Below are 22,077 nucleotides of genomic sequence, written 5' to 3' on the forward strand. Positions count from 1 at the left end.
ACAACCGGCCGCGTCCGGCGGGCACGGGGCCGACCGGAGTGGCACGGGACCTGGCCGGGGCTCCGGTCGTACCGGATCAGGCGGTGGTGAATCTGCTCGGGACGACACCGAGGATGCGCTTGAAGTGGCGGACCAGGTGGGGCTGGTCGTAGAAGCCGCTGCGAACCGCGACCGCGGACAGCGGATGGCCGGAAAGGATCAGGCGGCGGGCGAGGTCGACGCGCCGGGAGATGACGTACTGGTGTGGGGTCATGCCGTATTCGCGGCGGAACGAACGGACCAGGTGGGCCGGCGTGAAGTGCAACTCGCCGGAGGCCGCCCTCAGCGAGAGGCCGCCGACCAGATGTGATTCCAGCAGGTCACGCAGGTTGCGGGCGGCGCCGGGGTGCGGCGGTGGAGCCTGATGGTCCGCCAGTCGGGTCCGGAGGCGCTCCAGCGACACCGCGAGCAGGTCGTCCGCGGCCGGCTCGTCCCCAGGTGAGCGGATCAGCCGGTGGACCGTGGAGATCATGCGGTGCAGACCGGGATCGAGCAGAGCGGGCTCGTCCACCGCCGCGCCGATCAGGCGGTCCGGGAGCTGGGCCGGCTCCAGGTAGAGGACGCGCTTGCGGAAACCGTGCCCGTCCGCCGCGGCGCCGTTGTGCGGAACCTTCGGCGGCAGCAGGGTGACCAGCCGACCGTACGCCCCGCGCTCGTGCCGGTCCAGGTCGTAGCGGACCGCGCCGTTGTCGACCAGCAGCAGCGTCCAGGCGTCGTGGGCGTGCATCGGATAGGCATGTGAGCCGAAACTGGCGTGCAGCACCTCGACCACGCCGTCCAGCGGAGGTCGCCACGCGTGGATCGACGGCCCCGGCGGCACGTCACAATCGTACAAGACCCGCGGGTGGCGTCCGGTCGACGATGATGCCATGACCGGATTCACCACCAAGATCGCTGTACTGCTCCGGGACGACCTGCTCGTCTGGCAACGCCTGAACGTCACCGCGTTCCTCGTGTCCGGGCTGGCCACGGTCGAGCCGGAGACGCTCGGCGAGGCGTACGTCGACGGCGACGACGTCGAGTACCTGCCGATGTTCCGCCAGCCGGTGCTGGTGTTCGAGGGCGGCAAGGAGCTGCTGACCACGGCGCACGCGAAGGCGCTGGAACGCGGCGTCCGAATGTCGGTCTTCACCTCGGACCTCTTCGCGACCGGCCACGACGCGGCCAACCGTGCCGCTGTACGGGCCGTGCCCACCGCCGGGCTGGACCTCGTCGGCCTCGCCGCGTACGGACCGCGCAACGTCGTCGACAAGATTCTCAAGGGCGCGTCGATGCACAGTTGACGCCCGTGCCGGCGGCGTGGCGACGGGCGGCTCCGGCAGCCGCTTGCGGTCCGCGTCTCGTCGCCCCGCCGGCATCCTCGGCTGCTGGGTCGCGTCGGGCGGCGCTTTCCATCGCCTTTCGGCGCCAGCCGGCTCTTTGTCCACCGGGAGCCTGGGCGGCTGGCCGGCGCGGGCCGGCGTGTGGCGCCGTCAACCGCCGGCGGACGATGCCTGGCCGGCGCTTTGTGCCCCGTCGGCGGCCGGATGATCGCCAGCGGCCGGCTCCGCCCGCGCGTCGGCTCAGGTCAGCGCAGTGACCAGACCTGGTTGGACTTGCCGGTGCACGTGACGACGACGACACGGGTGTGTGGACGAGCCCCGTCCGAGGGGTCGGTGAGGCACTTGTCGTTGGCCGCGTTGATCAGCTGGCCCTCGCCGGTCATCCGCCACAGAGCGGTGGTCCGCCGGTCACAGGTGATCAGGTGGACGGTGTCGTCGCCGACGACCAGCGCGCACCGGCCCATCACCCGCAGCGTCCCGTCGTCGGCCAGGGTCCACAACTGAGCGGCGGACCGGTTGCAGTCGAAGACCTGGATGTGGTTCTCGTCGGTCGGGATCGCGTTCGGCACGTCGAGGCACAGCCCGTTCGCGCCGACCAGCGACCCGGCTCCGGTCCTCGGCGAGGCGGCCAGCGCGGGCGAATCCGGCTGGGCCGAGGCGGCGGAGCCGGCCCCGGCACTGGCACTCGCCGAACCGGCCGGCCCGAACGGCGTCGTCGAAACGCTGCCGGCCGGGGTGGTGGCCTTGTCGCCCGGGGTTTGACCGGCGCCGGCCCCGGGTTTGCCATCCGTCCCGCCGTCGGCTGCTGTGCCGTCGGCGGACGGCGGAACCGTGGCCGGCCCGGTGACCGCGGGCAGCGAGTGGTCGGGCAGACCGGCCGAGAGCGCGGGGTCGAGAGCCGGCCTCAGCGCGAAATAGCCGACCAGGGCCAGCACCACGACGACGACCGCTCCGGCCCCGGCCAGCAGCAGCGGCCGCCGCCCGCGCCGAGCCGGTCTCTCGCCGGCCGGGGTCCCGCCGGAGAAGACCGGCAGCACCTGTGTCGGCGAGTCGGAGGCGGTGCCCGCCGGCCAGGTGGCCTCGGAGGAGGTGTGCTCCCCTGGCGCGTCGTCCCGCGAGAGGAACGGACGCACCAGCAACGGGTCCCGGTCGGTACCGAAATCCTCGTCACCCACTGAGACACCCCCCGGTCAGCAATCGATGCACCAACCTACCGGCCGTCGCCACCCCGCGTGGGGTCCGTCCGGCCGATCTGATCCCCGGCCGCACCGTTCGACCCCGCCGTCCGAGCGGCGTCCACCCGGCCCGAGCAGCCATCCTGTGCCCGGAACCGGGTCCTGCCCATCTCCGGTCGTTGCCCAGCTCACTTTCCTTTCGGCGTCGCCGCTCGGGACCCCGGAGCGAGTCGACCCGGTCGGGGTGCTGCCCCCGGCCTGTGGGTTGTCAAGGCTGACACGCTGCCCGGCAGCGAGTTGTCCCGCCTGCCGAGCCACCCGGCAGGCGGCGACCCGGTCAGCGGTCCGGTCACCGTTTCCAGAACGGCTTCGCAGCGGGCCGGGGCACCTCCGCTGCGCCGAAGCCGGTGAGGACGCGGAGGGCCGCCGACCACTTCTCGTCGAGCGAGGCGTCGCCGCCGAGCAGCGTGACCAGCTCACGCAGCGGGGCGAACTCGTCCCCGGTCAGCGTGGTGAGCAGGACCGTGAGCCGGCTGGCCAGGTCCTCCAGCAGGTCACGCCGCTCGTAGCCGGGCCGGTCGGCCGCGTCGCGCAACCGTCCGGCCTCGACCGTCGCCAGCTCGCGGACGTCGGCGAGCGGAACGCCGGAGTCGTTCGCGGACGTGCGCCGCGATCGGCCGAATCCGCGCACCGGCCCACCACCGCCGGCTCCCGAAAGCGCAGGAGAACCCGCCGTGGGTCCGGCGGCTGCGGGTCCGGCGGACACGGGTCCGCCCGGGGTCGGAGGTCCGGCGACAGGCGGCGAGCCGGCAGGACCCCCGGCGGCATCTCCGGCGCTCGGCGCGGCCGGAGGCGGGACGCTCCCCGCCGGGCTGGCCGGCGAGCCCAGCACGATGTCGGCGTCGTCGAAGGCCTGGGCCCGCCGCCGTGGGCTCATCTTGGCGGCGCTGGCCGGGGCGAAGCGCGGCGCGCCGGGGATCGGGCCCCCGGGCGGGGGAGGCATCGGCGGGAAGATGGCCGGGCGCGCCGGCGCCACCGCGTCCGGGAACGGGGACGACGCCGAGGCGAGGACCATCCCGGTGGCCGTCGGGGGCGCCGGGGACTCCCATCCGGAGGGCGTCTCCACCGGCTGGGTGACCCGGTGCAGCTTGCCGTCCTCGTTCACCACCCGCTCGTCGACAGCCACGTATGCCGTGAAGCGGCACAGCACCCCGAACCGCAGCGACGTGTCCACGATCTGCTGCTCCAACGAGAGATCACCGGCCGTGTACGCGTCCTCGAGATCCCGCAGCCGCGCCCGCGCCCACTGCTTGGCGATCGCTGTCTCGGCCCGCTCCCGGACCGACACAGTGGTCCGGAACTCCAGGTCGTCCCGGGTCCGGCCGGTAACCGTGAGGCTGCCCGCGGCGGCGCCCGAGTAACGCCCGGTGACCACCAGCGGCACCCCCGGGTAGAGCCCTGGCAGCCGCAGCGGGCTCCGCGTCCCGTCCAGCGGCGCGAATCCGTCCCCGGTGATGGACAGGCCGGTGACCAGCGGGGCGCCGATCCGGCGGTGGATGTGCTCCATGGCCTCGTCCAGCCGATCCTCGCTCTCCACCAGCTCGGCCCGCCCGGCGCCGAGCGCGGCGAGCCGGCCCAGGAAGCCGGCGTTCACCGCGCGGTCGATGCCGATGGTGTGCAGCCGGGTGTCGCCGATCAGCGGGGTGACCTCGCGGACGATCTGGTCCTCGTTGCCCACCTGCCCGTCGGTGACCAGCACCAGCACCCGGTCCCGCCCGGTGCTGTCGGTGAGCAGGCCGAGCCCGGTGGCGAGCGGCGCGAGCAGCTCGGTGCCGCCGCGGGCGTCGGCGCGGGCCAGGTGCTCGACCGCGCGGTAACGGTTGCGGTCGGTCGCCTCGCTGAGACCTGCCTCCAGCCCCTCCGGCCGCTCCACGTGGTGGTCGAAGGTGAGCACGGCGAACCGGTCGGCGGTGGTCAGCGTGTCGACGACCCGGGCCGCGGCCCGCCGGGCGGCGACCATCTTCCACCCGCCCATGCTGCCGGAGCGGTCGAGCAGCAGCACCACGTCCTTGGGGCGCGGCGGCGCTGTCCCGGCCGGCGGCAGCACGACCACCTGGTAGGTGCCCTCGTCACCCTCGTCGTCGGGCACCGCGACAGCGGTCTGGCCGCCCGGCGCGTACGCCAGGCGTAGCACGAAGTCGCGGTCGGCGCGCTCGCCGGGGGCGATCCGCAGCGTCCCGTCCTGCTCGGCGATGGTGTGCAGGCTGGACCGAGCCTCGCCGAGCTCCAGCCCGGCCGGGTCGACGGTGACGCCGATGGAGAGCCGCAGCGGGTTGGGGAATCCGGGCAGCAGCACCGGCGGCGAGATGCGGGACGCGTCCGGCACCGCGTCGGTGTCCGGCGCCTGGCCGTCACCGGCCCAGGGCCCGGCCAGGGGCGTGCCCGGGAGGTAGCGCGGGGCGACGACCAGGGGGAACCGGTAGGTCGCGGCGCCGTCCTCGAACGGCATCGGGCCGACCAGCCGCAGCCGCACGGTGATCCGCTCGCCGGGCAGGATGTTGCCGGCCCGCATGGTGAACACGTCGGGCCGCTCCTCCTCGGCGATCGACGCCCGCCGGCCGGTCGCGATGGCCTGGTCGTACTGCTCCCGGGCGGCGCCGCGCTCGCGCAGCTCGGCGGTGACCGTGCGGTCGTCGGCGGTCATCGTCATGCCGGTCACGGCGGCCCGGTCGGGCAGCGGGAAGACATAGGTCGCCTCGAGGGCGGTGTCGTGCGTGTTGACGAACTCGGCGCTCACCTCGGTGCGGGCGACCAGGCCACTGATCGCGGCGCGCACGTCCAGCCGGTCCAGCGGGAGGTTGCCCCGGTCGGTACGCATCGTGCCGAGTCCGGACTCCGGCAGCTCGCGGACCCGTTCCAGCTCGCTCGGACCCATCGGATTGACGTAGATGATCACGAATCTCTCCTATCGGTGCGCCCACGGGATGCGAGCAGGTCGAGCAGGGGCCGGGCCGCGGTGGCGAGCTCGGCACGGTCGGTGGCGTCGAGACGGAAGGCGCCGGGCACGAGCAGGATCACCCCGGCGCCCAGCGGCACTCCGGTGAGCAGGGAATCGGCTCCGCCGAAGGCGAGTCCGCCGGGATCGCGGGCCGGTGGGGGCACCTCGGCGCTTCCCGGTGGGCCGCCGGAGGGCAGGTCGTGGGCGGGAGCCGGGAACGACCAGTCGGCGGTCGACCGCGGTGGCGAGGGTGGGGCGGCCGGAGTCTTCCAGAAAGCGCCCCGGGCGGCCCCGGGGTCGGGCGGTGGCTCGGCGGCGAGCAACTCGGCCGGCACCCGGGCCAGGGAGGTGAGCGCCTCCGTCGACACCCCGCCCAGCTCCGCCTGGATCTCGGCGAGGGTGCGCCCGGCCGCCTGCAACCGCTTGATCGCCACGAGCTGCAGCAGGTGGCGGGGCCCGTAGAGGGCGTTGCGCCCGCGGGTGCCGAGCGGCCGGTCGACCAGGCCGATCGTCGAATACCACCGGATCGAACGCGGATCCGGCAGATCCCGGACCCGGCCGTTGGGCGCGCCGGAGTATTCCGCGGCGAGCGCGGTGTGCACCCGGTCGACCAACTCCTCCATCGTCCACATACCCCGAATCGTGACACTGTCACGGTGACACTGTCAATTATTGCTGGCAGGATGACAGCATGCTCGAACGGTTGAGGCTGGTCGGCCTGTCCCACGTGAACGACCCCGCCCGGATCAGCGTCTTCCCCGGTGATCCGGCCTTCGAACTGGAGACCGTCGCGACGTTGCGGGAGGAGGGCTACTACCTGCGGGCGGTGCGCGGCGGCGAGCACACCGGCACGCACTGGGGCGCGCCCGGCCACTTCACCGAGGGCGGGCTGCTCGCCGATGAACTGGAACCGGCCGACCTGTTCCGGCCGGCGGTCAAGGTGGACGTGCGGGCCGCGTGCGCCGCCGACCCGGATCATGCGGTGTCGATCGCCGACCTGACGGCCTGGGAGGAGCGCCACGGCCGCATCCCGGAGGAGTCCGTGGTGATCATCTGGACCGGGTGGGAGGAGAAGTACGGGCGTGCGGGGTTCGAGCGGCATCCCGGCTTCGCGCCGGAGGCGGTGCGCTGGCTGGTGGAGACCGGGCGGCTGGGGGAGCGGGGCGGCACCGGGACCGACGCGTTCAGCCCGGATGTCAGCGCTGATCCCGGCTTCACCGTCTCCAAACTGGTCTATCAGCGCCGCCGGATCAGCCTGGAGGTGCTGGCCCACCTCGCGGATCTGCCCGCCGCCGGGGCCTGGGTCCTGTGTGGCGGACAGATCAATCGAGCCGGTTCCGGCTCCACGGCGCTCATCTACGGGGTTCTGCCGCCCGCGAGTTGATCACCAGGGAAGCGCGGACTCACGCGCGGCGCCGTTGCGTCACCGAGGCTGTGTGCGGTGCCGAGATCGGAACGGCGCCTGGCGCGGAGGCGGGAGAAGAGGCCGGAGCGGCGCTGCGAGAAGAGGCAGCCCCGGGAGAGGCGGGCGACGCGCCGCCGGGAGAAGCGGCCGGCGCGGTGCCAGTGGAGGCGGTCCCCGGGGAAGCGGTCGGCGCGGTGCCAGTGGAGGCGGTCCCCGGGGAAGCGGTCGGCGCGGTGCCGGGGGAGGCGGCCCCGGGAGAAGCGGCCGGCGCGGAGACCGAAGGACCGGGCGGCGACGGCGAGGAGGACGGAGACCCGTTCGGCGCGGACGCCGCCTGCCCGCCACCGGGCTGCACCACGCCATCCACCGTCAGGGTGTAGGGCGCGTACTGCGTGACGGTCCCGGTCGGATCGTCCTGCGCCACGATCGCCACCACCTTGGGATACCCGCGCAGCGCCTCCACCTGATCGATCGGCACCACCGCGGCCCGCCGTTCCCCCAGCCCGACCAGCGACACGTGCCATCCCCGCACCGGCACGGGATACCACTGGGTCGGTGACTTCCACCCGTCGAGCGAGCCGCTGGGCACCTTGTTCGCGCCGATCGACACGTTTCCGAGGTGCCAGCCACCCGAGTTCACCGCGGTGTCTGTCACGTACCGGAAGCCCAGCAGCACCTTCTTCCCGGCGTACGCCTTGAGATCGTAGTTCTGCCGGACACCCGCCGCCTGACCGGTGAGGCCGGCCCCGAGCGGCCCCTTGACCGTGTTGTCCCCGGCCACCACCTGGTAGGTCCGGCCCCCGTCCGCGGAGACCACCACGTACCCGAAGTCGAAGCCCTTCTCCATGCCGTACGTGGTGGTGAACCGCAGCACCGGGTCCTTGCGGGGAACCTCGGTCTGCCGCGCCGCCATCTCGTCGGTATCCGACGCGTTCCCGGAGAACAGCATCTCCGAGTCGACCGTCCAGGCCAACGGCTTCGACGGCAGCGTGTGCGCCCCGCTGAAGGTGACCGACGTCAGCGCGCCCCGCGGCAGCCGGATGAAGTCGGCCCCGTTGGGCGCGGCCCCCGGCCAGTTGTAGGTGGCCGGGTTCGCGAGATTCACCGTGGAGCGCAGCCCGTCAGCGGTCACCCGGTCCCGGGCCACCCCGAGGACGGTGCCGCCGGGCTCCCCGACCTCCTTGTCCACCAACGTCATCACCTGGAAGTCGTGCAGCATGTCGGTGAGCACGGTTCCGGCCGGCAGGGCCGCCAGCAGCGCGTCCAGTGAGTGGTGCTGGGCGTCCCGGTGCATCGCCGTGATGATGTGCGGGCCGAAGCGGTTCTCGAGATAGATCATCAGCTCGTACGTGATGCCGTAATCGGCCAGCACCTCGTTGGGACCGCCCTCGTCCCACAGGTTCAGCGAGTTCTGCGGTCCGCCGCACTGGCGGGGATTCGCGTTGTAGGTCGTCTTGACGGTGCCGAACCCCTGGTAGCAGGCGAGGTGGCTGTCGAAGCCGAGGTGGTACACCCCGCGCCGCGCGTCGACGTAGCCGACCAGCGTCTGGGCGTAGTCGGACAGCCCCTCGTTGAGCCACTCCGCCTTGTCCGGATCGATGTAGTACTCCAGCAGGTGCTGCCACTCGTGGGCGAAGGTGCCCTCGTACATCCACGGCCGGGCCGGGCGGCTGGTGCACAGGTCGTCGGTCGGCTCGTTCTTCGGCGTCGCGCCGAGCCGGTGCTGCCAGTCGTAGGCGTCGATGGTCATCACGTTCCGGTCGAACAGCTCGTTGAGCTGCGCCGAGAAGAATCCCGCGATGTAGGTCGGCCGCTCCGGGAAGTGGAAGAAGTTGTCGTCCCGGATGTTGTCGACAAGCGTCACGGTCTTGTCCCCGTCGCCGCTGAAGTCGCCCGCCATCCCGGGATGGGTGCCGGACCGGTCCGGCGGCGTGCTGAACGCCGCGGTCTCCTTCGGGTAGATGTTGTCGTCGAACTGGGTGACCAGGTCCGCCACCTGCGCGTCGGTCACCTCTGTGGCGTTCTTGCGGCAGTCGCCGGCCGGGAACGCGATGTCGTTGGCGACCCACACCTCGATGTGCTTGCCGACCGCCCGCAGCGTGTAGTCCTTGCGGTAGAGGTCGTTGCCGGTGTCGTCCAGCCCGACCCAGCTGCGCACGGTGCCGACCGGCGGCGTCCCCGCGGACGCGCTGCGGGCGGTGGGTTGCGGCCGATAGCGCGCCGCCGGCAGGGCTCTGCCGTCGAGATTGAGGTGGGTACGGCTGAGCTCCCGGCTGTCGGCCACCGGCGGCGGCACGGCGGGTTCGTGCACGGTCGGGGCGCCCGGCCGCTGCTGCGCCACGGCGGGACTGGTGACGAACGGGACCACTACCACGATTGCCGCGAATTTGGCAAGACCGGTGCGTTTCACGAAGCGGACGTTACCTGCCGAAGGGTGCGAATGGCATCAACACGCGCATTCGATCATGAATATCCGTCGGTGACGTGACGACGCGGGCCGCCACCGATGAGAGTGGCGGCCCGCGAACCGGAAAGACGGCGTTCCGAAGATCACCTGGAGCGGGCGACCCTGCCAGACCGGCGAGGGGCCGATACTCCAGGACCCGGCGCCGCCGAGCGCCCCGCCGACCACGTTGGCCACGGCGCTGAGCGGCGGCGGCCGGGGTGCCGGCCGCTGTCGCCGCGCACCGGCCGGACGTCGTGCTGATGGACATCCGGATGCCCGGCGTCGACGGGCTGACCGCCAGTGAAGGAAGCAAGTCTCGCGGCTGCTGACCAAGCTGGGCCTGAACGACCGGGCGCGGATCGCCCTGCTGGTCCACGACGCGGGCCTGGCATGAGACGCGGCCGGCTCACTCGAAGAGGCTGTGGTCCTTCGTGCCGCCCTCGGCGCGGTCGCGGGCGCGGCGGCGGACCTGGATCACCACGATGTCACCGAGGGCGACCACCGCCCAGACCACGAGCAGCCAGCCCGGCACGGTCCAGCCGGCGCGGAACAGCAGCACCGCCAGGACGGCGCAGACCACGAGTCCGAACGCGGCGAGGATCAGCCGCAGGTTGAGCGGGCTGTACGGCTCCTCGACGGTGCCGCGGCGGCCGTGGGGTTGCGGGCCGATGGGCATAAGCACGAATCTACCCGTGTCGGGCGGACCGGAAACAACCCGCCCCAAGATCAGTTAACTTCGATATCTTCGGGCTCTCGCACTGATCCGCTGTGGACAGGAGGGGCCGTGTCGGAGACGGGGCTCACCGGACAACACACCCGCAAACTGGGCACCTGGTCCGTTTTCGTGATCGCGGTCTCCGCGATGACGCCACTCACCGTCGTCGCCGGAGCTCTACCCCTCGGGTACGGGCAGGTGAAAGAGAAGGGCATCCCGGTCGCCTACGTGGTGGTGGCCGTGGTGCTGGCGATCTTCGCGGTCGGGCTCACCGCGATGGCCCGGCACGTGCCGAACAGCGGCGCCTTCTACGCGTACGCGGCGCGCGGGCTGACCCGGCCGGCCGGCGTCGGCACCGCCTTCGTCGCGCTGCTCGCCTACAACGCCATGCAGATCGGGCTCTACGGCGCGTTCGGCGTGGCCGCGCACAACGCCGCCGCGATCTTCGGGCTGAAGATGTCGTGGATCGTCTGGGCGCTGCTCGGCTGGGCGCTGGTCGGTTTCCTGGGTCTGCGGCAGATCGACCTCAACGCCCGCATCCTGACCGTGCTGGTCTGTGCCGAGGTGCTGATCGTGCTCACCCTGGACGCGGCCATGGTCGGCCACCCGGCCGGTGGGTCGGTCGCCCTGGACACGCTGAACCCCGGGCTGGTCGCCAGCGCCGGCGGCATCTCCCTGCTGGTCGCGGCGGTCGCCGGGATGGTCGGCTTCGAGGCGCCGCTGGTCTACGCCGCGGAGGCGCGCGACCCGCGGCGCACGGTGGCCCGCGCGATCTTCCTGACCCTCGGTGTCGCGGCGGTCCTGTACGGCGGGTCCGCCTGGGCGATGTCGGTCGTCACCGGCCCCGACCGGATCATCGACGAGGCCGCGAAGTACCTCAACGACCTGTTCTTCGTGCTGCCCGACCCGTACCTGCCGACCGTGATCGTCGACCTGGCCCGGGTCTTCTTCGCGACCAGCCTGTTCGCCGCGATGCTGGCCTTCCACCACACGGTCGCGCGGTACGCGCTGACCGTGGCCCGGGAGGGGGTGCTGCCGCCGGCGCTCGCCCGCACCCGCGACGACGTGCCGGCCAACGCCTCGATCGCGCAGTCCGCGCTGGCCTTCGTGGTCCTGGTGATCTTCGCGGCGCTGGTGCTCGACCCGACGACGGATCTGTTCTTCTTCGGCACGGTCTCCGGCGGTCTGGGCGTGCTCGTGCTGATGACGATCGCGTCGGTCGCGGTGATCCGGTTCTTCCGCCGCGACGCCCGGGGCGAGACCCGCTGGCGCAGCTCGATCGCGCCGTGGATCGCGACAGTCTTCCTGGCGCTGATGCTGCTGCTGTCCGTCGCGTTCTTCGGTGACCTGCTGGACTCCGACAACGTGGTGAAGGTGTATCTGCCGCCGCTGGCATTCCTCGGGGTGTACCTGGCCGGCGTCCGGTGGGCCCGCCGCCTGCGCCGCGACCGGCCGGCGGTGTACGCCGCGATCGGCAGCGGGCTGCCGCCGGAGACAGCGGGCGCGACCGAGATTCCCCCGCAGCGCCTGAACGGGTCGACGCCGACCACCGATCGGCCCAGCCCCGCGCGGCCGGAGCAGGCGGACAAGCCCCAGGCGGGTTGACGCCCCGGCCGTCGGCGTGGCCGACCGACCGGGGGACGAACCGCAGCGGTTGGTGACCTGGCCGGCCCGACCGCGGCCGGGTCAGCCACCCGGCCGTCGGCGTGGCCCGGTTACGCCCGCGACGGCCAGAGCGGGGTCGCGGCGTGCTGCTCGGTCTCGCGCAGAACCCGCAGCACGTTGCCGTGCCCGAGCCGTCGCAGGTCGTTCTCCGGCCAGCCGCGCCCGGCCAACTCGGCGAGCAGGTTCGGATAGCCGGACACGTCGGCGAGGCCGGCCGGCACCACAGGGGTGCCGTCGAAGTCGCCGCCCAGCCCGACGTGGTCGATCCCGGCGACCGCCCGGACGTGCTCGACGTGGTCGGCGACGTCCGCGACGGTCGCCTCGGGCCGCGGGTTCGCCGCCAGCCACGGCTGGAACGCCGGCTCGGCGGCCGGATCCGTCACCCGCGCGACGGGCGGATCGCTCTCACCGGCCCGCGGCGCCCGCGGCCAGTCCTGCGCGACCGGCGGCAGCCCGAGCCGCGCCCACTCCGCCTCGGCGGCCCGCTGCCAGTCCAGCACGGCGGAGGAGACGAAGTACGCGACGAACGGCACCTGCACCACCCCGCCGTTGGCGGGCATCCGCTCCAGCACGTCGTCGGGCACGTTGCGCGGATGGCCGGTGACCGCCCGCGCACCGGAGTGGCTGAAGATCACCGGGGCGGCGACCTCGTCGAGCGCGGCGTGCATGGTCCCGGTGGCGACGTGCGACAGGTCCACGAGAACGCCGAGCCGCTGCATCTCCCGTACCATCGCAAGCCCCTCGGCCGTCAGGCCGCCCGCCACGGGCTCGGCCGCCGCCGAATCCGCCCACGCCGTGTGATGGTTGTGGGTCAGCGTCACGTAGCGGACGCCGAGCCGCGCGAACGACCGCAGCACCCCGGGCGATCGGGCCAGGCAGTGCCCGCCCTCGATGCCGATCAGCGAGGCGATCCGGCCCGCGCCGACGATCCGTTCCACGTCGCCGGCGGTGTACGCCGCCTCCAGCACGTCCGGATACTCCGCGAGCAGCCGGTACACCAGGTCGATCTGTTCCATGGTGTGCGTGACCGCCTCCGGCTCCGGCCCGCCGGACGGCACGTAGACGGACCAGAACTGGGCGCCGACCCCGCCGGCGCGCAGCCGCGGCAGGTCGGTGTGCAGGCCCGGCCGCGCCGAGCCGAGTCCCGTGACGCTCGACCCGTGCGCCTCACGCAGGCGCATGGGGAGGTCGTTGTGCCCATCGAAGATCCACATGCGTCCTGGCTACCCCGGCGCCGGTCCGGAAGCAAGCCGGACACCCGCAACCTGCCCGCACCGGTCCGGGCACTTGCCGCGCACCCTGCGTCCCGGAATCTCTTTCACATGCCCGGCGGGCAACACCGCTGGACAGACCGGGGGGATTTTGATTTTGAAGCGTTCGACGCTGCGCAAGACCGTACTGACGCTGACCGCCTTCGCTGCCGGAATCGGCGCCGCGATCACGGGCACGCCGGCACAGGCCGCTACGCAGGCTGCCGACGCGGGATGCGTGACCGGCTCGAAGCTGGTCCCGACCTGTGGCGTTCTCTGGGGCGGCGCCGCTGGTGGTTTCACCAGCGCGCCGCGTGACCAGGCGCTGAAGACCTGGGAGAAGGCGAGCGGCCGGACCGCCGCGATCTTCCACCAGTACCACAAGGGGAACGAGCCGTTCCCGACCAAGGCCGAGATCGCGATGACCAACGACCCGGCGCGCCCGCGCGTGCTGCTGGAGAACTGGAAGATCGCCTACGGCACGACCTGGGCCGCCGTCGCCCAGGGCAAGCAGGACGCCCGCATCGACGCCTTCGCGGCGCGCGCCAAGGCGTACGGCAAGAAGTTCTTCCTGGCCCTGAACCACGAGCCGGAGAACGACGTGGTGGCCCGGGCCGGCTCCGGCATGCAGGCCAAGGACTTCGCGGCCATGTACCGCCACACCATCCAGCGACTGCGGGCCAAGGGTGCGAACAACGTGATCAACGTGGTCGCTCTCATGGGCAACGAGAAGTGGATGGCGCAGTCCTGGTGGAAGGACCTCTACCCGGGTGACGACGTCGTCGACTGGGTCGGCCTGGACTCCTACGTCTCGGTCGAGAAGGGCTACCACTTCGGCGACTTCGCCTCGCTGCTGGACCGCAAGGCCAAGGGCGGCGCGCAGGGCTGGTACGACTGGGCCACCACCAAGCACGCCGGCAAGCCGATCATGATCGCCGAGTGGGGCGCCTACCACAAGGTCGGCCGCCACACCGACAAGTCGGCCGTCTACAACAGCGTCGTCGCGCAGCTCAAGAAGCGTCCGGCGATCAAGGCGATCGTGCACTTCGACACCAAGCACGACGACGAGGGTGACCGCGACATCAGCATCGACAGCTCCGCCGCGTCGCTCGCCTCCTTCCGCAGGCTGGCCAGCAACCCGATCTTCAACGTGAAGCTCGGCTGATCTTCAACCCTCCCCTGAGAGAGCGCCGCCCGGGTCCCCCCACCCGGGCGGCGCTCTCGCTTTCCCACCCGTCACTCACGGCTGCGGCGTGGTCCTTGTCAAAGCCTGCTCCGGTACGTCCGCAGCAGCGCAGCTCGTCCCTTGTCCACCCGACCGCGCTTGTCGCGGGGCGAAAGACGACCTTGCCCCGACCCACCCGGCTGGGGCTCAGCGTCGCTACCGCGCGCCCATGACCAGGACGAGGCCAACTCGTTCTGTTCGGCTGGGGGTCATCGTCGTCGTCGGGCGTTCATGAGCACCGTGAGGCTCAGCTCGTTCTGTTCGGCTGGGGGTCATCGTCGTCGGGCGTTCATCACCACCGTGAGGCCCAGCCGGATCGACTCCGAGCCCGCCCGGGTGGCGGAACAGCCGGGCGGGATCGGCATCATGGGGTGAGGACTGTCTGCAGGCGTCTCGCCTCCTTGATCAGCCGGGTGGCGCCCGGACGGGACGCCACCTCGGCCAGTCCCGGGACCGGTGTGCCGGCGCGCCCCGCCCGAGCTACCTGGGTGGAAAGTTCCAGCAGGTCGGCAAGGCCGTGCGGAGCTGCCGGGAGCAGCGCGGGCAGCGCGGCGGACAGCACCTCCCAGACCGCCGCCGAGGCGCCCGCCCGATGGGCGTCGGCCAGCGCCGGGATCACCCGGGACAGCTTGAGCGTGGCGTCGGCGCACAGATCACCCAGAGCCGCCCCGACCGCGGGGCCGAACGGGTCCGGCCGCGCCGCCAGGGTCAGGAGGGCGTCCACCGCGGCGACCCGGTTCTCCTGGTGGCGCGCGCCCAGGGCGTACGCCAGGCCGTAGGCCATCGCCGGGCCGACCGGGCCCGAGCACTCGGCGAGCAGCGGCAGCACCGCGGAACCCCGGCGCTGGTCCTGGTCGGCCAGGGCGGCCAGCTCGGGCAGCGCCCAGGCGGCCGCCGCCTCCCGGTGCTGCGGCAGCACCATGGTCAGCACGTCACCGCAGAGGTGGAAGGTGTCCGGGCCGGCCTCCGGACGCGCGCCCGGGGTGATCGTGAGCAACTGGCGCTCCAGCCGCAGTCCGCCGTCGCGGACCGGGGTCAGCGCCGCCACCACCCGCCGGGCGCGCGGCGACCAGTAGTGCCGGCCGGTCTCCGGCACCTGCTCGAAACGCCTGCTCGCCGGGTCGGGCAGGCCGCCGGAGGCCAGCCAGGCGGCGAACTGCCGGCCGGCCGGGGAGGTCAGCCCGGCGGCCCGGGCGGCGACCGCCGGATCGGTGGTCCTCGGCAGCCGCAGCAGCGCCTGCTCGAAGTCGACGGGCCACGGCTGCCAGCCCTCCGCCTCGGCCCGGCGCAGCCGTTCCAGCAGCACCGCCGCGTCCAGGCTGCCGGTCACGTGGGTCGGCGTCGCCATCAGCACCGGGATCATGGTGCCGGTCAGCTGCAGCGCCGCCTCGGCGGCCCGCAGCGCCAGGACGCCGTCGGGGGTGGCGGACAGCTGGGAGTCCCCGCCGCCACGGCGGCCGGTCTGCCAGGCGGCGCGCACCGAGTCGACCATCCAGCGCCGCAGGCCGCGCACCGCCGGGTGGCTGATGGTGCGGATCGCGGCGCCCAGGTGCAGCAGCGGGGACGTGCGGTTCCAGCTGTTCTCGGCGAACTCGCCCGGGTACCGGTCGAGCACCGGCTGCAGCGCCGCCGCCAGCACCGCCGGGCCCTCGGTCGCGTAGAGCGCGACCAGCCCGGCCAGCACCCGCTCCCACCGGATCGCGGTCTGCTCGAGGCAGAGGATCACCAACTCCTCGGCCAGCTCGGCCGTGGTCGCGATCGGCGGTGGCATCGCCGCCGGCGGGGCGGCGGGCGGCAGCTCCGGGACCCCGGTCACCTGCGCGGGAACGGCAGTGCCGAACAGCTCGGCGGCCCGGGACGGCAGGTCACCGGCGAGGGTCGCGGCCGCGGCGCCGAGCCGGGCCAGCGTGTCCGGGTCGAGGCGGCCGGCCTGTCCGCCGATCAGGGTCAGCGCGCGTTCCTGCACGTCGAGCGCCGGGTGCCCGAAGGCGACGGCGACCGTCTCCAGCACCTCACCGGCTCGGGCGGGCTCCCGGCGCGACACCTTCTCCAGCCAGGTCAGCTGGGCCTTGACAAGGGTCTTCTCCTTGCGGACCAGGGTGAGGGCGCTGGTTTCGAGCAGCGTCTCCACCTCCAGGCGGCCGGCGTCGTCGACGGCGCGCAGCGCCTTCTGCGCGGAGGCGGCCACCGCGCCGGGCGCCTGCGGCAGCAGGCGGGCGTAGTCCAGCGCGTGGCTGGACAGTTCGTCGACTGTCGGCTCCAGCGCCTCGTGCAGGAGCAGGAACGGGCGCAGGTGGTGCGGCTTGTCGCCACGGAGCAGGCGGTCGAGGGTCAGGTGCAGGATGGTCTTGCGTTCCAGGGTGCCGTCGGCGACCAGCTGCGCCACGGCCCCCGGGATGCGCGGAGCGCTGTCCCACCGGCCGGTCGTCTCGTTCCACGAGCCGCCGGCCAGGTCGGCGCCGAGGCCGTCGATCTCGAAGAGCCCGGGGAGCAGCACGTCGCGGTACGGGTCGTCGCGCAGCCGCCGGCTCAGCGGCGCCGGCGTCGTCCCGTTCCAGCGCCGGGGGTACCCCAGCAGATCGGTGAGCCAGGCCCGGACGACGGCCTCGGTGACCGGCGGCTCGGCGCCGCCCTCGCGCAGCAGAGTGCGGATCATCGGCCACAGCTCGTCGTCGGCGTCCCGGACCGGCAGCCGCCGCGCGAGCCGACTGCCCAGCTCACCGAGCCAGGGCAGCTCGCGGACGTGGGCGACGTGGAGGAACCGCTGCGTCCCGACCCGGGTCCAGGCCTCCATGTTGCCGCGCGCCAGCAGCGCCGCGGCCCGGGCGGCGGTCGGCATGGTGCCGATCACGGCCAGCGCATACCCGGGGGTGGGATTCCGGTCGTCGCGCCACCAGGCGTCTCGGGGCACCTTCCGGATGCCCGCCTCGACGTCCCCGGCGACCGCGAGGCGCTCCTGCTCGGTGGCGCGGACCAGCAGCGCCACCAGGCCGGCCGGATCCGCCCGCCGGGCGTGCTCACGCAGGGTCTCCCAGCTCAGGCTCATGCCGCGGCCTCGGCCTTCGCGATCGTCCCGGCGGTCTCGCCGGCGCGGGCCATCCGCACCGCGAGGACGTGCTTGCACGGGCCGCGGCCGCCCCGGTGCTTCGCCCACCACGGGCAGGTGCAGGACTGCGATCCGGTACGCACGTGGTACGTCGCGTCGCCGCTGACCACCACGGACACCTCGTCGCCGGGCCGCACCCGGCCGGCCGTGATCAGCGCGCGGGCCCCGGCCAGGCGCGGGTTCATCTTCTCCACGGCGTCCGCCGCGTAGGGCAGCGTGCGGTGGAAGTAGCCCGCCTCGGCCACGTCGAAGCCGACCCGTCCGGCCGTGCCGAGCTGGGCCAGCGCGTCGCGGACCCGGCCGGGGTCCAGCCCGGAGTCGGTGGCCAGCGAATCCACGTCGATCGCCGGATCCCCGGAGAGCAGGGCGCTGATCAGGTCGGCGTCGTCGGCGACCTCGTCGGTGGCGAGCGACTCCAGCACGGCGCCCTCGCCGGAGAATCCGCGATGCGGCTCCGGCGACAGGGTCAGCGACAGCCGCAGCGTGGGCATGGCCAGCTCCCACGTGCTGGCCACCGGCGAGCTGCCCGCGGTGACCACCGGGCCGTAGGCGCGCAGGCCCGTCGCGTACCGCAGGAAGGGTTTGAGGGCGGCCAGCCGCCCGGCGCCGGGCAGGCAGACCGCGCCCGGAGCGGGCCGGGACGTGAAGCGCAGCGAACGGCCGGCCGGGACCGCCCAGAGCACCGACCGGTCGCCGGCCGGCAGCCGGTGCAACAGCGCCCGGGCCTCGGCGACGCCGATCTCGGCGCGCGGGTCGAAGCGCGCGGTCAGCACCTGCGCCTCGGCGAGTCCGCGCAGCCACCGGGACGGCAGCGGCACCCTCCGCTCCACCAGCGGACCGTCGAAGGTGGTCACGGTCAGATCGTCGGGACCGACCGCGACGTGCATCGGGTCGGAGCGGCCGACCCGGGCGAGCGCGCGCCGCAGCGGCAGGTTGACGTCCACGTTCGTGGTCCCGTGCGCGACCATCTCGCCGTCCAGCCCGCCGGGAAGCACGTCGAGCCGCGCGTAGACCCCGCGGCAGCCGGAGAACGACTCGAACCGCAACCGGTCCGGGCCGGCGGTCACCACGGGGTCGAGGCTGGTCGGCGGGAGCGGCCGGAAATACCTCGTGCGGGCGACCTCGGCGACGGCGAGCAGGCCGGTCGCCGCGGCGCCGGGCGAGGTGAGGAAGCCGGTGAAGAAACGGGGATGAGCGGCCGGGCCGCCGGAGGTCTGCAAGGTCAGGCCGTCGTCCAGAGTCGACGCACCGAGGTACGAGTAAGCCGCGGTAACCATGGGCGAGAACCTAGAACCGGGGTACGACAATTTCGTGGGGCCCGCGGCCGGCACCGTCGCGGGGGCCCCGGTCCGATGGGGAGGGCCGCTATCCGGTGGCCGTCCGGTCGTAGATCGCGGTGCCCGCGACAGTGGTGGCGGTGTGGTTCTCCGCGACCCCGGCCGCGGTCCGGGCGGACTGGCCGCTCCCACCGTCCCGGCCGCCGCCCGCGCGTTCCGTGGGGCACGCGGCAGCCGTCATCAGCGGCGCCAGCAGCGCGCCCGGATTGTCGTAGCGGAACATCGGCACGGCTACCGGGGTGACCGCGAGCGCCGCCCCGGCGAGCAGCCCGGCGGCGTGCCCGAACCAGCGTCTCACCGCCAGGTACAGCAGCCCGCCGTCGGCTCTGCGCGCCGGCCTGCGCACCGGCGGCGTAGAAGCTGTCGCCCCAGCCGCACGCGCTCCGATCCCAGAGGTACAGAACCGCGGTGGCCAGCGGGAGCGTGATGAAGGGGACAGGCTGGCTGGTGGTGGTCGTGGAGGGGACTAACCTCGTGGACGGGGCTACGGCGGCTCTGCGATCCCTCTGTGGGCCGCCTATGAGCCCTAGTTCGCCGCGTCTGGCAGCGGTTCGTGCCACGATGGGCGAAGTGTGCGAGTGTCCAGGTCCGGAGTGGGAGAGATGAGCGAACACGTTTCCGACAGCGCCGAGTGGCAGGCGCTCCAGGGCCACGCGGAGAAGTTTTCGGCGGTCCACCTGCGCGACCTGTTCGACAGCGACCCGCAGCGCGGCGAGCGCTACGCCGCCGAGGTCGCCGGCCTTTACGTCGACTACAGCAAGAACCTGGTCACCGACGAGGTGCTGGCCGCGCTGTTCGCGCTGGCCGGCCGGGCCCGGCTGAGCGAGCGGATCACCGCGATGTTCGCCGGCGAGCACATCAACGTCACCGAGGACCGGGCGGTCCTGCACACCGCGCTGCGCCTGCCGCGGGACGCGTCGCTGGTGGTCGACGGGCAGGACGTGGTCGCCGACGTGCACGAGGTGCTCGACCGGATGGGCGCGTTCGCCGACAAGGTGCGGTCCGGGGAGTGGACCGGGCACACCGGCCAGCGCATCCGGACCGTGGTGAACATCGGCATCGGCGGCTCGGACCTGGGCCCGGTGATGGCGTACGAGGCGCTGAAGGACTACTCGCAGCGCGACATCGAGGTGCGCTTCGTCTCCAACATCGACCCGACCGATCTGTACGAGAAGACGCGCGATCTCGACCCGGCGACGACGCTGTTCATCATCGTCTCCAAGACGTTCACCACGCAGGAGACGCTGACCAACGCCCGCGAGGCGCGCAACTGGCTGCTGGCGACCCTCGAGGACGACGCCGCCGTCGCCAAGCACTTCGTCGCGGTCAGCACGAACGCCGCGAAGGTGGCCGACTTCGGCATCGACACCGACAACATGTTCGGCTTCTGGGACTGGGTGGGTGGCCGCTACTCGCTGCCGTCGGCGGTCGGCCTCTCCGTGCTGATCGCGATCGGCAAGGAGCAGTTCGCCGACATGCTCGCCGGCTACCACCAGGTCGACGAGCACTTCCGGACCACGCCGATCGAGCGGAACGTCCCGGCGCTGCTCGGCCTGATCAACGTCTGGTACGACACGTTCCTGGGCGCCCAGTCGCACGCGGTCCTGCCGTACGCGCAGTACCTGCACCGCTTCGCCGCGTACCTCCAGCAGCTCACCATGGAGAGCAACGGCAAGTCCGTCCGGCTCAACGGTGACCGCGTCACCTACCAGACCGGCGAGATCTTCTGGGGCGAGCCCGGCACCAACGGCCAGCACGCCTTCTACCAGCTCCTCCACCAGGGCACCAAGCTGATCCCGGCGGACTTCATCGGCTTCAGCCAGCCCAACCACGACATCGGCGAGATGCACGACCTGTTCATGTCGAACTTCCTGGCCCAGACCGGCGCCCTGGCGTTCGGCCGCACGCTGGAGCAGGTCCGGGCCGAGGGCACCAAGCCCGAGGTGGCCCCGCACCGGGTGATGCCGGGCAACCACCCGACGACGACGATCCTCGCCGACAAGCTGACGCCGTCCACGTTGGGCCAGCTGGTGGCGCTCTACGAGCACATCACATTCACCCAGGGCGTGATCTGGGAGATCAACTCGTTCGACCAGTGGGGCGTGGAGCTCGGCAAGGTGATGGCCAACCAGCTCGCGCCGAAGCTGACCGCCGCGGAGCCGCCCGCCGAGGACGCGGATTCGTCGACGAACGCGCTGATCAAGAGGTACCGGGCCGCCCGCGGCCGCTGATTTCTGTCGGACCGTGCTTCTAGGCTCAGTGCCGTGGATGTGACTACGGCACTGAGCCTCCGCATGGCCAGCCTGCTGCTCGGCGGGATCACCAAGGATTCGACCCTCGCGGTCACCGAGTGGTTCGGCGCCCTGCAGGCGCAGGATCTCAACAGCGTGCTCTGGTCGCTCGGCGTGCGCCTGCCCGGCCGCACCCTCCCGGAGATCGTCGCGGAGACCGAGCGGCGCGACGTCGTGCGCACCTGGCCGATGCGGGGCACGGTGCACCTGATCCCGTCCGCCGATGCCCACTGGATGCTGGAGCTGACCGGTGTGCGCGCGCTGGCCGGCGCGGCGAAACGCCGCGAGTTCCTGGGCCTTTCCGAGGCCGACGCGGACCGGGCCGCCGAGATCCTCGGCGCCGCCCTCAAGGGCGGCGGCCGCCTGACGCGATCCTCCTGCGTGGCCGCGATCAACGAGGGCGGCGTCCAGGTGAGCGGTCACCTCGGTTACCACCTGTTGTGGTACGCGAGCCAGCGGGGCATCACCGCGATCGCCCCGAACGAGGGCTCCGAGCAGACGTTCGTGCTGCTCGACGAGTGGGCGCAGCGGCGGAACACGCCGTCCCGGGAGGATGCGCTGGGCATCCTCGCGCGCCGCTATTTCCGCAGTCACGGACCCACGACGGCGAAGGACTTCGCCGGCTGGACGATGCTCACCATGAAGGACGCGAAGGCCGGGATCGCCGCCGCGGGCCTGGCGCGGGTCGACGTCGAGGGCGCCGAGATGTGGGCCGACCCGGCGGCGCTGGAGGCCGGCCCGGCCCACGGGTGGCACGCGCTGCCCGGCTTCGACGAGTACCTGCTGGGTTACAAGGACCGTTCGATGATGGCCACCCCGGAGATGTTGAAGAGCATCATCCCCGGCAACAACGGCATCTTCCAGCCCACGCTGGTGCGGGACGGCAGGGTGCGCGCCGTCTGGAAGCGCACGGTCGGCAAGAAGGCGGTCTCGGTGGTGGTCTCCCCGCTGACCCCGTTCACCGCCCGGGACTGGGCGGACGCGGAGGAGGCCCTGCAACCGTACGGCACGTTCCTCGGCCTTCCAGTAACTGTTAAGAAACTTGAATAAATGACTGTTAAGAACCCTTGATATTTGTGAACGTGAAAGTCACGATGTGGTGG

The 22,077-nt window shown here is 72.6% G+C and carries 16 protein-coding genes and 1 pseudogene; 7 read left to right on the top strand and 10 right to left on the bottom strand.

Annotated features, from left to right (window positions below; translation table 11 throughout):
- Positions 1–76: 76 nt before the first annotated feature.
- Complete coding sequence (locus tag Asi03nite_RS27355) at positions 77–910, bottom strand: helix-turn-helix transcriptional regulator (RefSeq protein WP_203683345.1); 834 nt, start codon at positions 908–910, stop codon at positions 77–79.
- On the opposite strand from Asi03nite_RS27355, the gene Asi03nite_RS27360 reads away from it, so the two are divergent.
- Positions 909–1,322, top strand: coding sequence for a DUF2000 domain-containing protein (locus tag Asi03nite_RS27360; protein WP_203683346.1), 414 nt, complete (start codon positions 909–911; stop codon positions 1,320–1,322). The two genes, Asi03nite_RS27355 and Asi03nite_RS27360, sit on opposite strands and share 2 nt — an antisense overlap.
- A gap of 284 nt (positions 1,323–1,606) precedes the next feature.
- Here the strand turns inward: Asi03nite_RS27360 and Asi03nite_RS27365 are convergent, their stop codons facing one another.
- The 3 genes from Asi03nite_RS27365 to Asi03nite_RS38610 form a co-directional block, all read right to left on the bottom strand.
- Positions 1,607–2,536 carry a ricin-type beta-trefoil lectin domain protein gene (locus Asi03nite_RS27365; protein ID WP_203683347.1) on the bottom strand — a complete coding sequence of 310 codons (930 nt, stop codon included), beginning with the start codon at positions 2,534–2,536 and terminating at the stop codon, positions 1,607–1,609.
- 349 nt (positions 2,537–2,885) lie between these two features.
- A complete protein-coding gene (locus Asi03nite_RS27370; RefSeq protein ID WP_203683348.1) occupies positions 2,886–5,492 on the bottom strand; it encodes a VIT domain-containing protein in 2,607 nt (868 codons plus the stop codon).
- Positions 5,489–6,166, bottom strand: a complete 678-nt coding sequence (locus Asi03nite_RS38610; protein WP_203683349.1) for a helix-turn-helix domain-containing protein — start codon at positions 6,164–6,166, stop codon at positions 5,489–5,491. The genes Asi03nite_RS27370 and Asi03nite_RS38610 overlap by 4 nt, the downstream gene beginning before the upstream one ends.
- 59 nt (positions 6,167–6,225) lie before the next feature.
- On the opposite strand from Asi03nite_RS38610, the gene Asi03nite_RS27380 reads away from it, so the two are divergent.
- Positions 6,226–6,918, top strand: coding sequence for a cyclase family protein (locus tag Asi03nite_RS27380; RefSeq protein ID WP_203683350.1), 693 nt, complete (start codon positions 6,226–6,228; stop codon positions 6,916–6,918).
- A 19-nt stretch (positions 6,919–6,937) separates the two neighbouring features.
- Here the strand turns inward: Asi03nite_RS27380 and Asi03nite_RS27385 are convergent, their stop codons facing one another.
- Positions 6,938–9,349, bottom strand: coding sequence for an immune inhibitor A domain-containing protein (locus Asi03nite_RS27385; RefSeq protein WP_239102966.1), 2,412 nt, complete (start codon positions 9,347–9,349; stop codon positions 6,938–6,940).
- Between the two features lie 254 nt (positions 9,350–9,603).
- On the opposite strand from Asi03nite_RS27385, the pseudogene Asi03nite_RS38975 reads away from it, so the two are divergent.
- Positions 9,604–9,702, top strand: a pseudogene (locus Asi03nite_RS38975) (DNA-binding response regulator); the annotation flags it as partial.
- 89 nt (positions 9,703–9,791) lie between these two features.
- Here Asi03nite_RS38975 and Asi03nite_RS27390 read toward each other — a convergent pair.
- Complete coding sequence (locus tag Asi03nite_RS27390; RefSeq protein ID WP_203683351.1) at positions 9,792–10,061, bottom strand: hypothetical protein; 270 nt, start codon at positions 10,059–10,061, stop codon at positions 9,792–9,794.
- A gap of 108 nt (positions 10,062–10,169) precedes the next feature.
- Between Asi03nite_RS27390 and Asi03nite_RS27395 the strand changes: the two genes are divergently transcribed.
- A complete protein-coding gene (locus Asi03nite_RS27395; RefSeq protein ID WP_239102967.1) occupies positions 10,170–11,705 on the top strand; it encodes an APC family permease in 1,536 nt (511 codons plus the stop codon).
- Positions 11,706–11,815: 110 nt separating this feature from the next.
- Here Asi03nite_RS27395 and Asi03nite_RS27400 read toward each other — a convergent pair whose 3' ends face one another.
- Positions 11,816–12,979, bottom strand: a complete 1,164-nt coding sequence (locus tag Asi03nite_RS27400) for a dipeptidase (protein ID WP_203683352.1) — start codon at positions 12,977–12,979, stop codon at positions 11,816–11,818.
- Positions 12,980–13,133: 154 nt separating this feature from the next.
- Between Asi03nite_RS27400 and Asi03nite_RS27405 the strand changes: the two genes are divergently transcribed.
- Entirely contained in the window at positions 13,134–14,180 is a 1,047-nt protein-coding gene (locus tag Asi03nite_RS27405) for a glycoside hydrolase family 26 protein (RefSeq protein WP_203683353.1), read from the top strand.
- Between the two features lie 424 nt (positions 14,181–14,604).
- Here Asi03nite_RS27405 and Asi03nite_RS38615 read toward each other — a convergent pair whose 3' ends face one another.
- The 3 genes from Asi03nite_RS38615 to Asi03nite_RS38980 form a co-directional block, all read right to left on the bottom strand.
- The gene (locus Asi03nite_RS38615) at positions 14,605–17,286 is read right to left on the bottom strand and encodes a DUF6493 family protein (protein WP_203683354.1); all 2,682 of its coding nucleotides are present in this window, start codon (positions 17,284–17,286) and stop codon (positions 14,605–14,607) included.
- Entirely contained in the window at positions 17,283–18,623 is a 1,341-nt protein-coding gene (locus Asi03nite_RS27415; RefSeq protein ID WP_203683355.1) for an SWIM zinc finger family protein, read from the bottom strand. Before Asi03nite_RS27415 ends, Asi03nite_RS38615 begins: the two co-directional genes overlap by 4 nt.
- A gap of 88 nt (positions 18,624–18,711) precedes the next feature.
- Positions 18,712–18,981 carry a hypothetical protein gene (locus Asi03nite_RS38980; RefSeq protein ID WP_373872174.1) on the bottom strand — a complete coding sequence of 90 codons (270 nt, stop codon included), beginning with the start codon at positions 18,979–18,981 and terminating at the stop codon, positions 18,712–18,714.
- A 304-nt stretch (positions 18,982–19,285) separates the two neighbouring features.
- Here Asi03nite_RS38980 and pgi point away from each other — a divergent pair, with 304 nt between their 5' ends.
- Positions 19,286–20,914, top strand: coding sequence for a glucose-6-phosphate isomerase (pgi, locus tag Asi03nite_RS27425; protein ID WP_203683356.1), 1,629 nt, complete (start codon positions 19,286–19,288; stop codon positions 20,912–20,914).
- Between the two features lie 33 nt (positions 20,915–20,947).
- Positions 20,948–22,024, top strand: coding sequence for a winged helix DNA-binding domain-containing protein (locus Asi03nite_RS27430; protein WP_239102968.1), 1,077 nt, complete (start codon positions 20,948–20,950; stop codon positions 22,022–22,024).
- The last annotated feature ends 53 nt before the right edge of the window (positions 22,025–22,077 follow it).

This window comes from Actinoplanes siamensis (genome assembly GCF_016862395.1).
Lineage (GTDB): Bacteria > Actinomycetota > Actinomycetes > Mycobacteriales > Micromonosporaceae > Actinoplanes > Actinoplanes siamensis.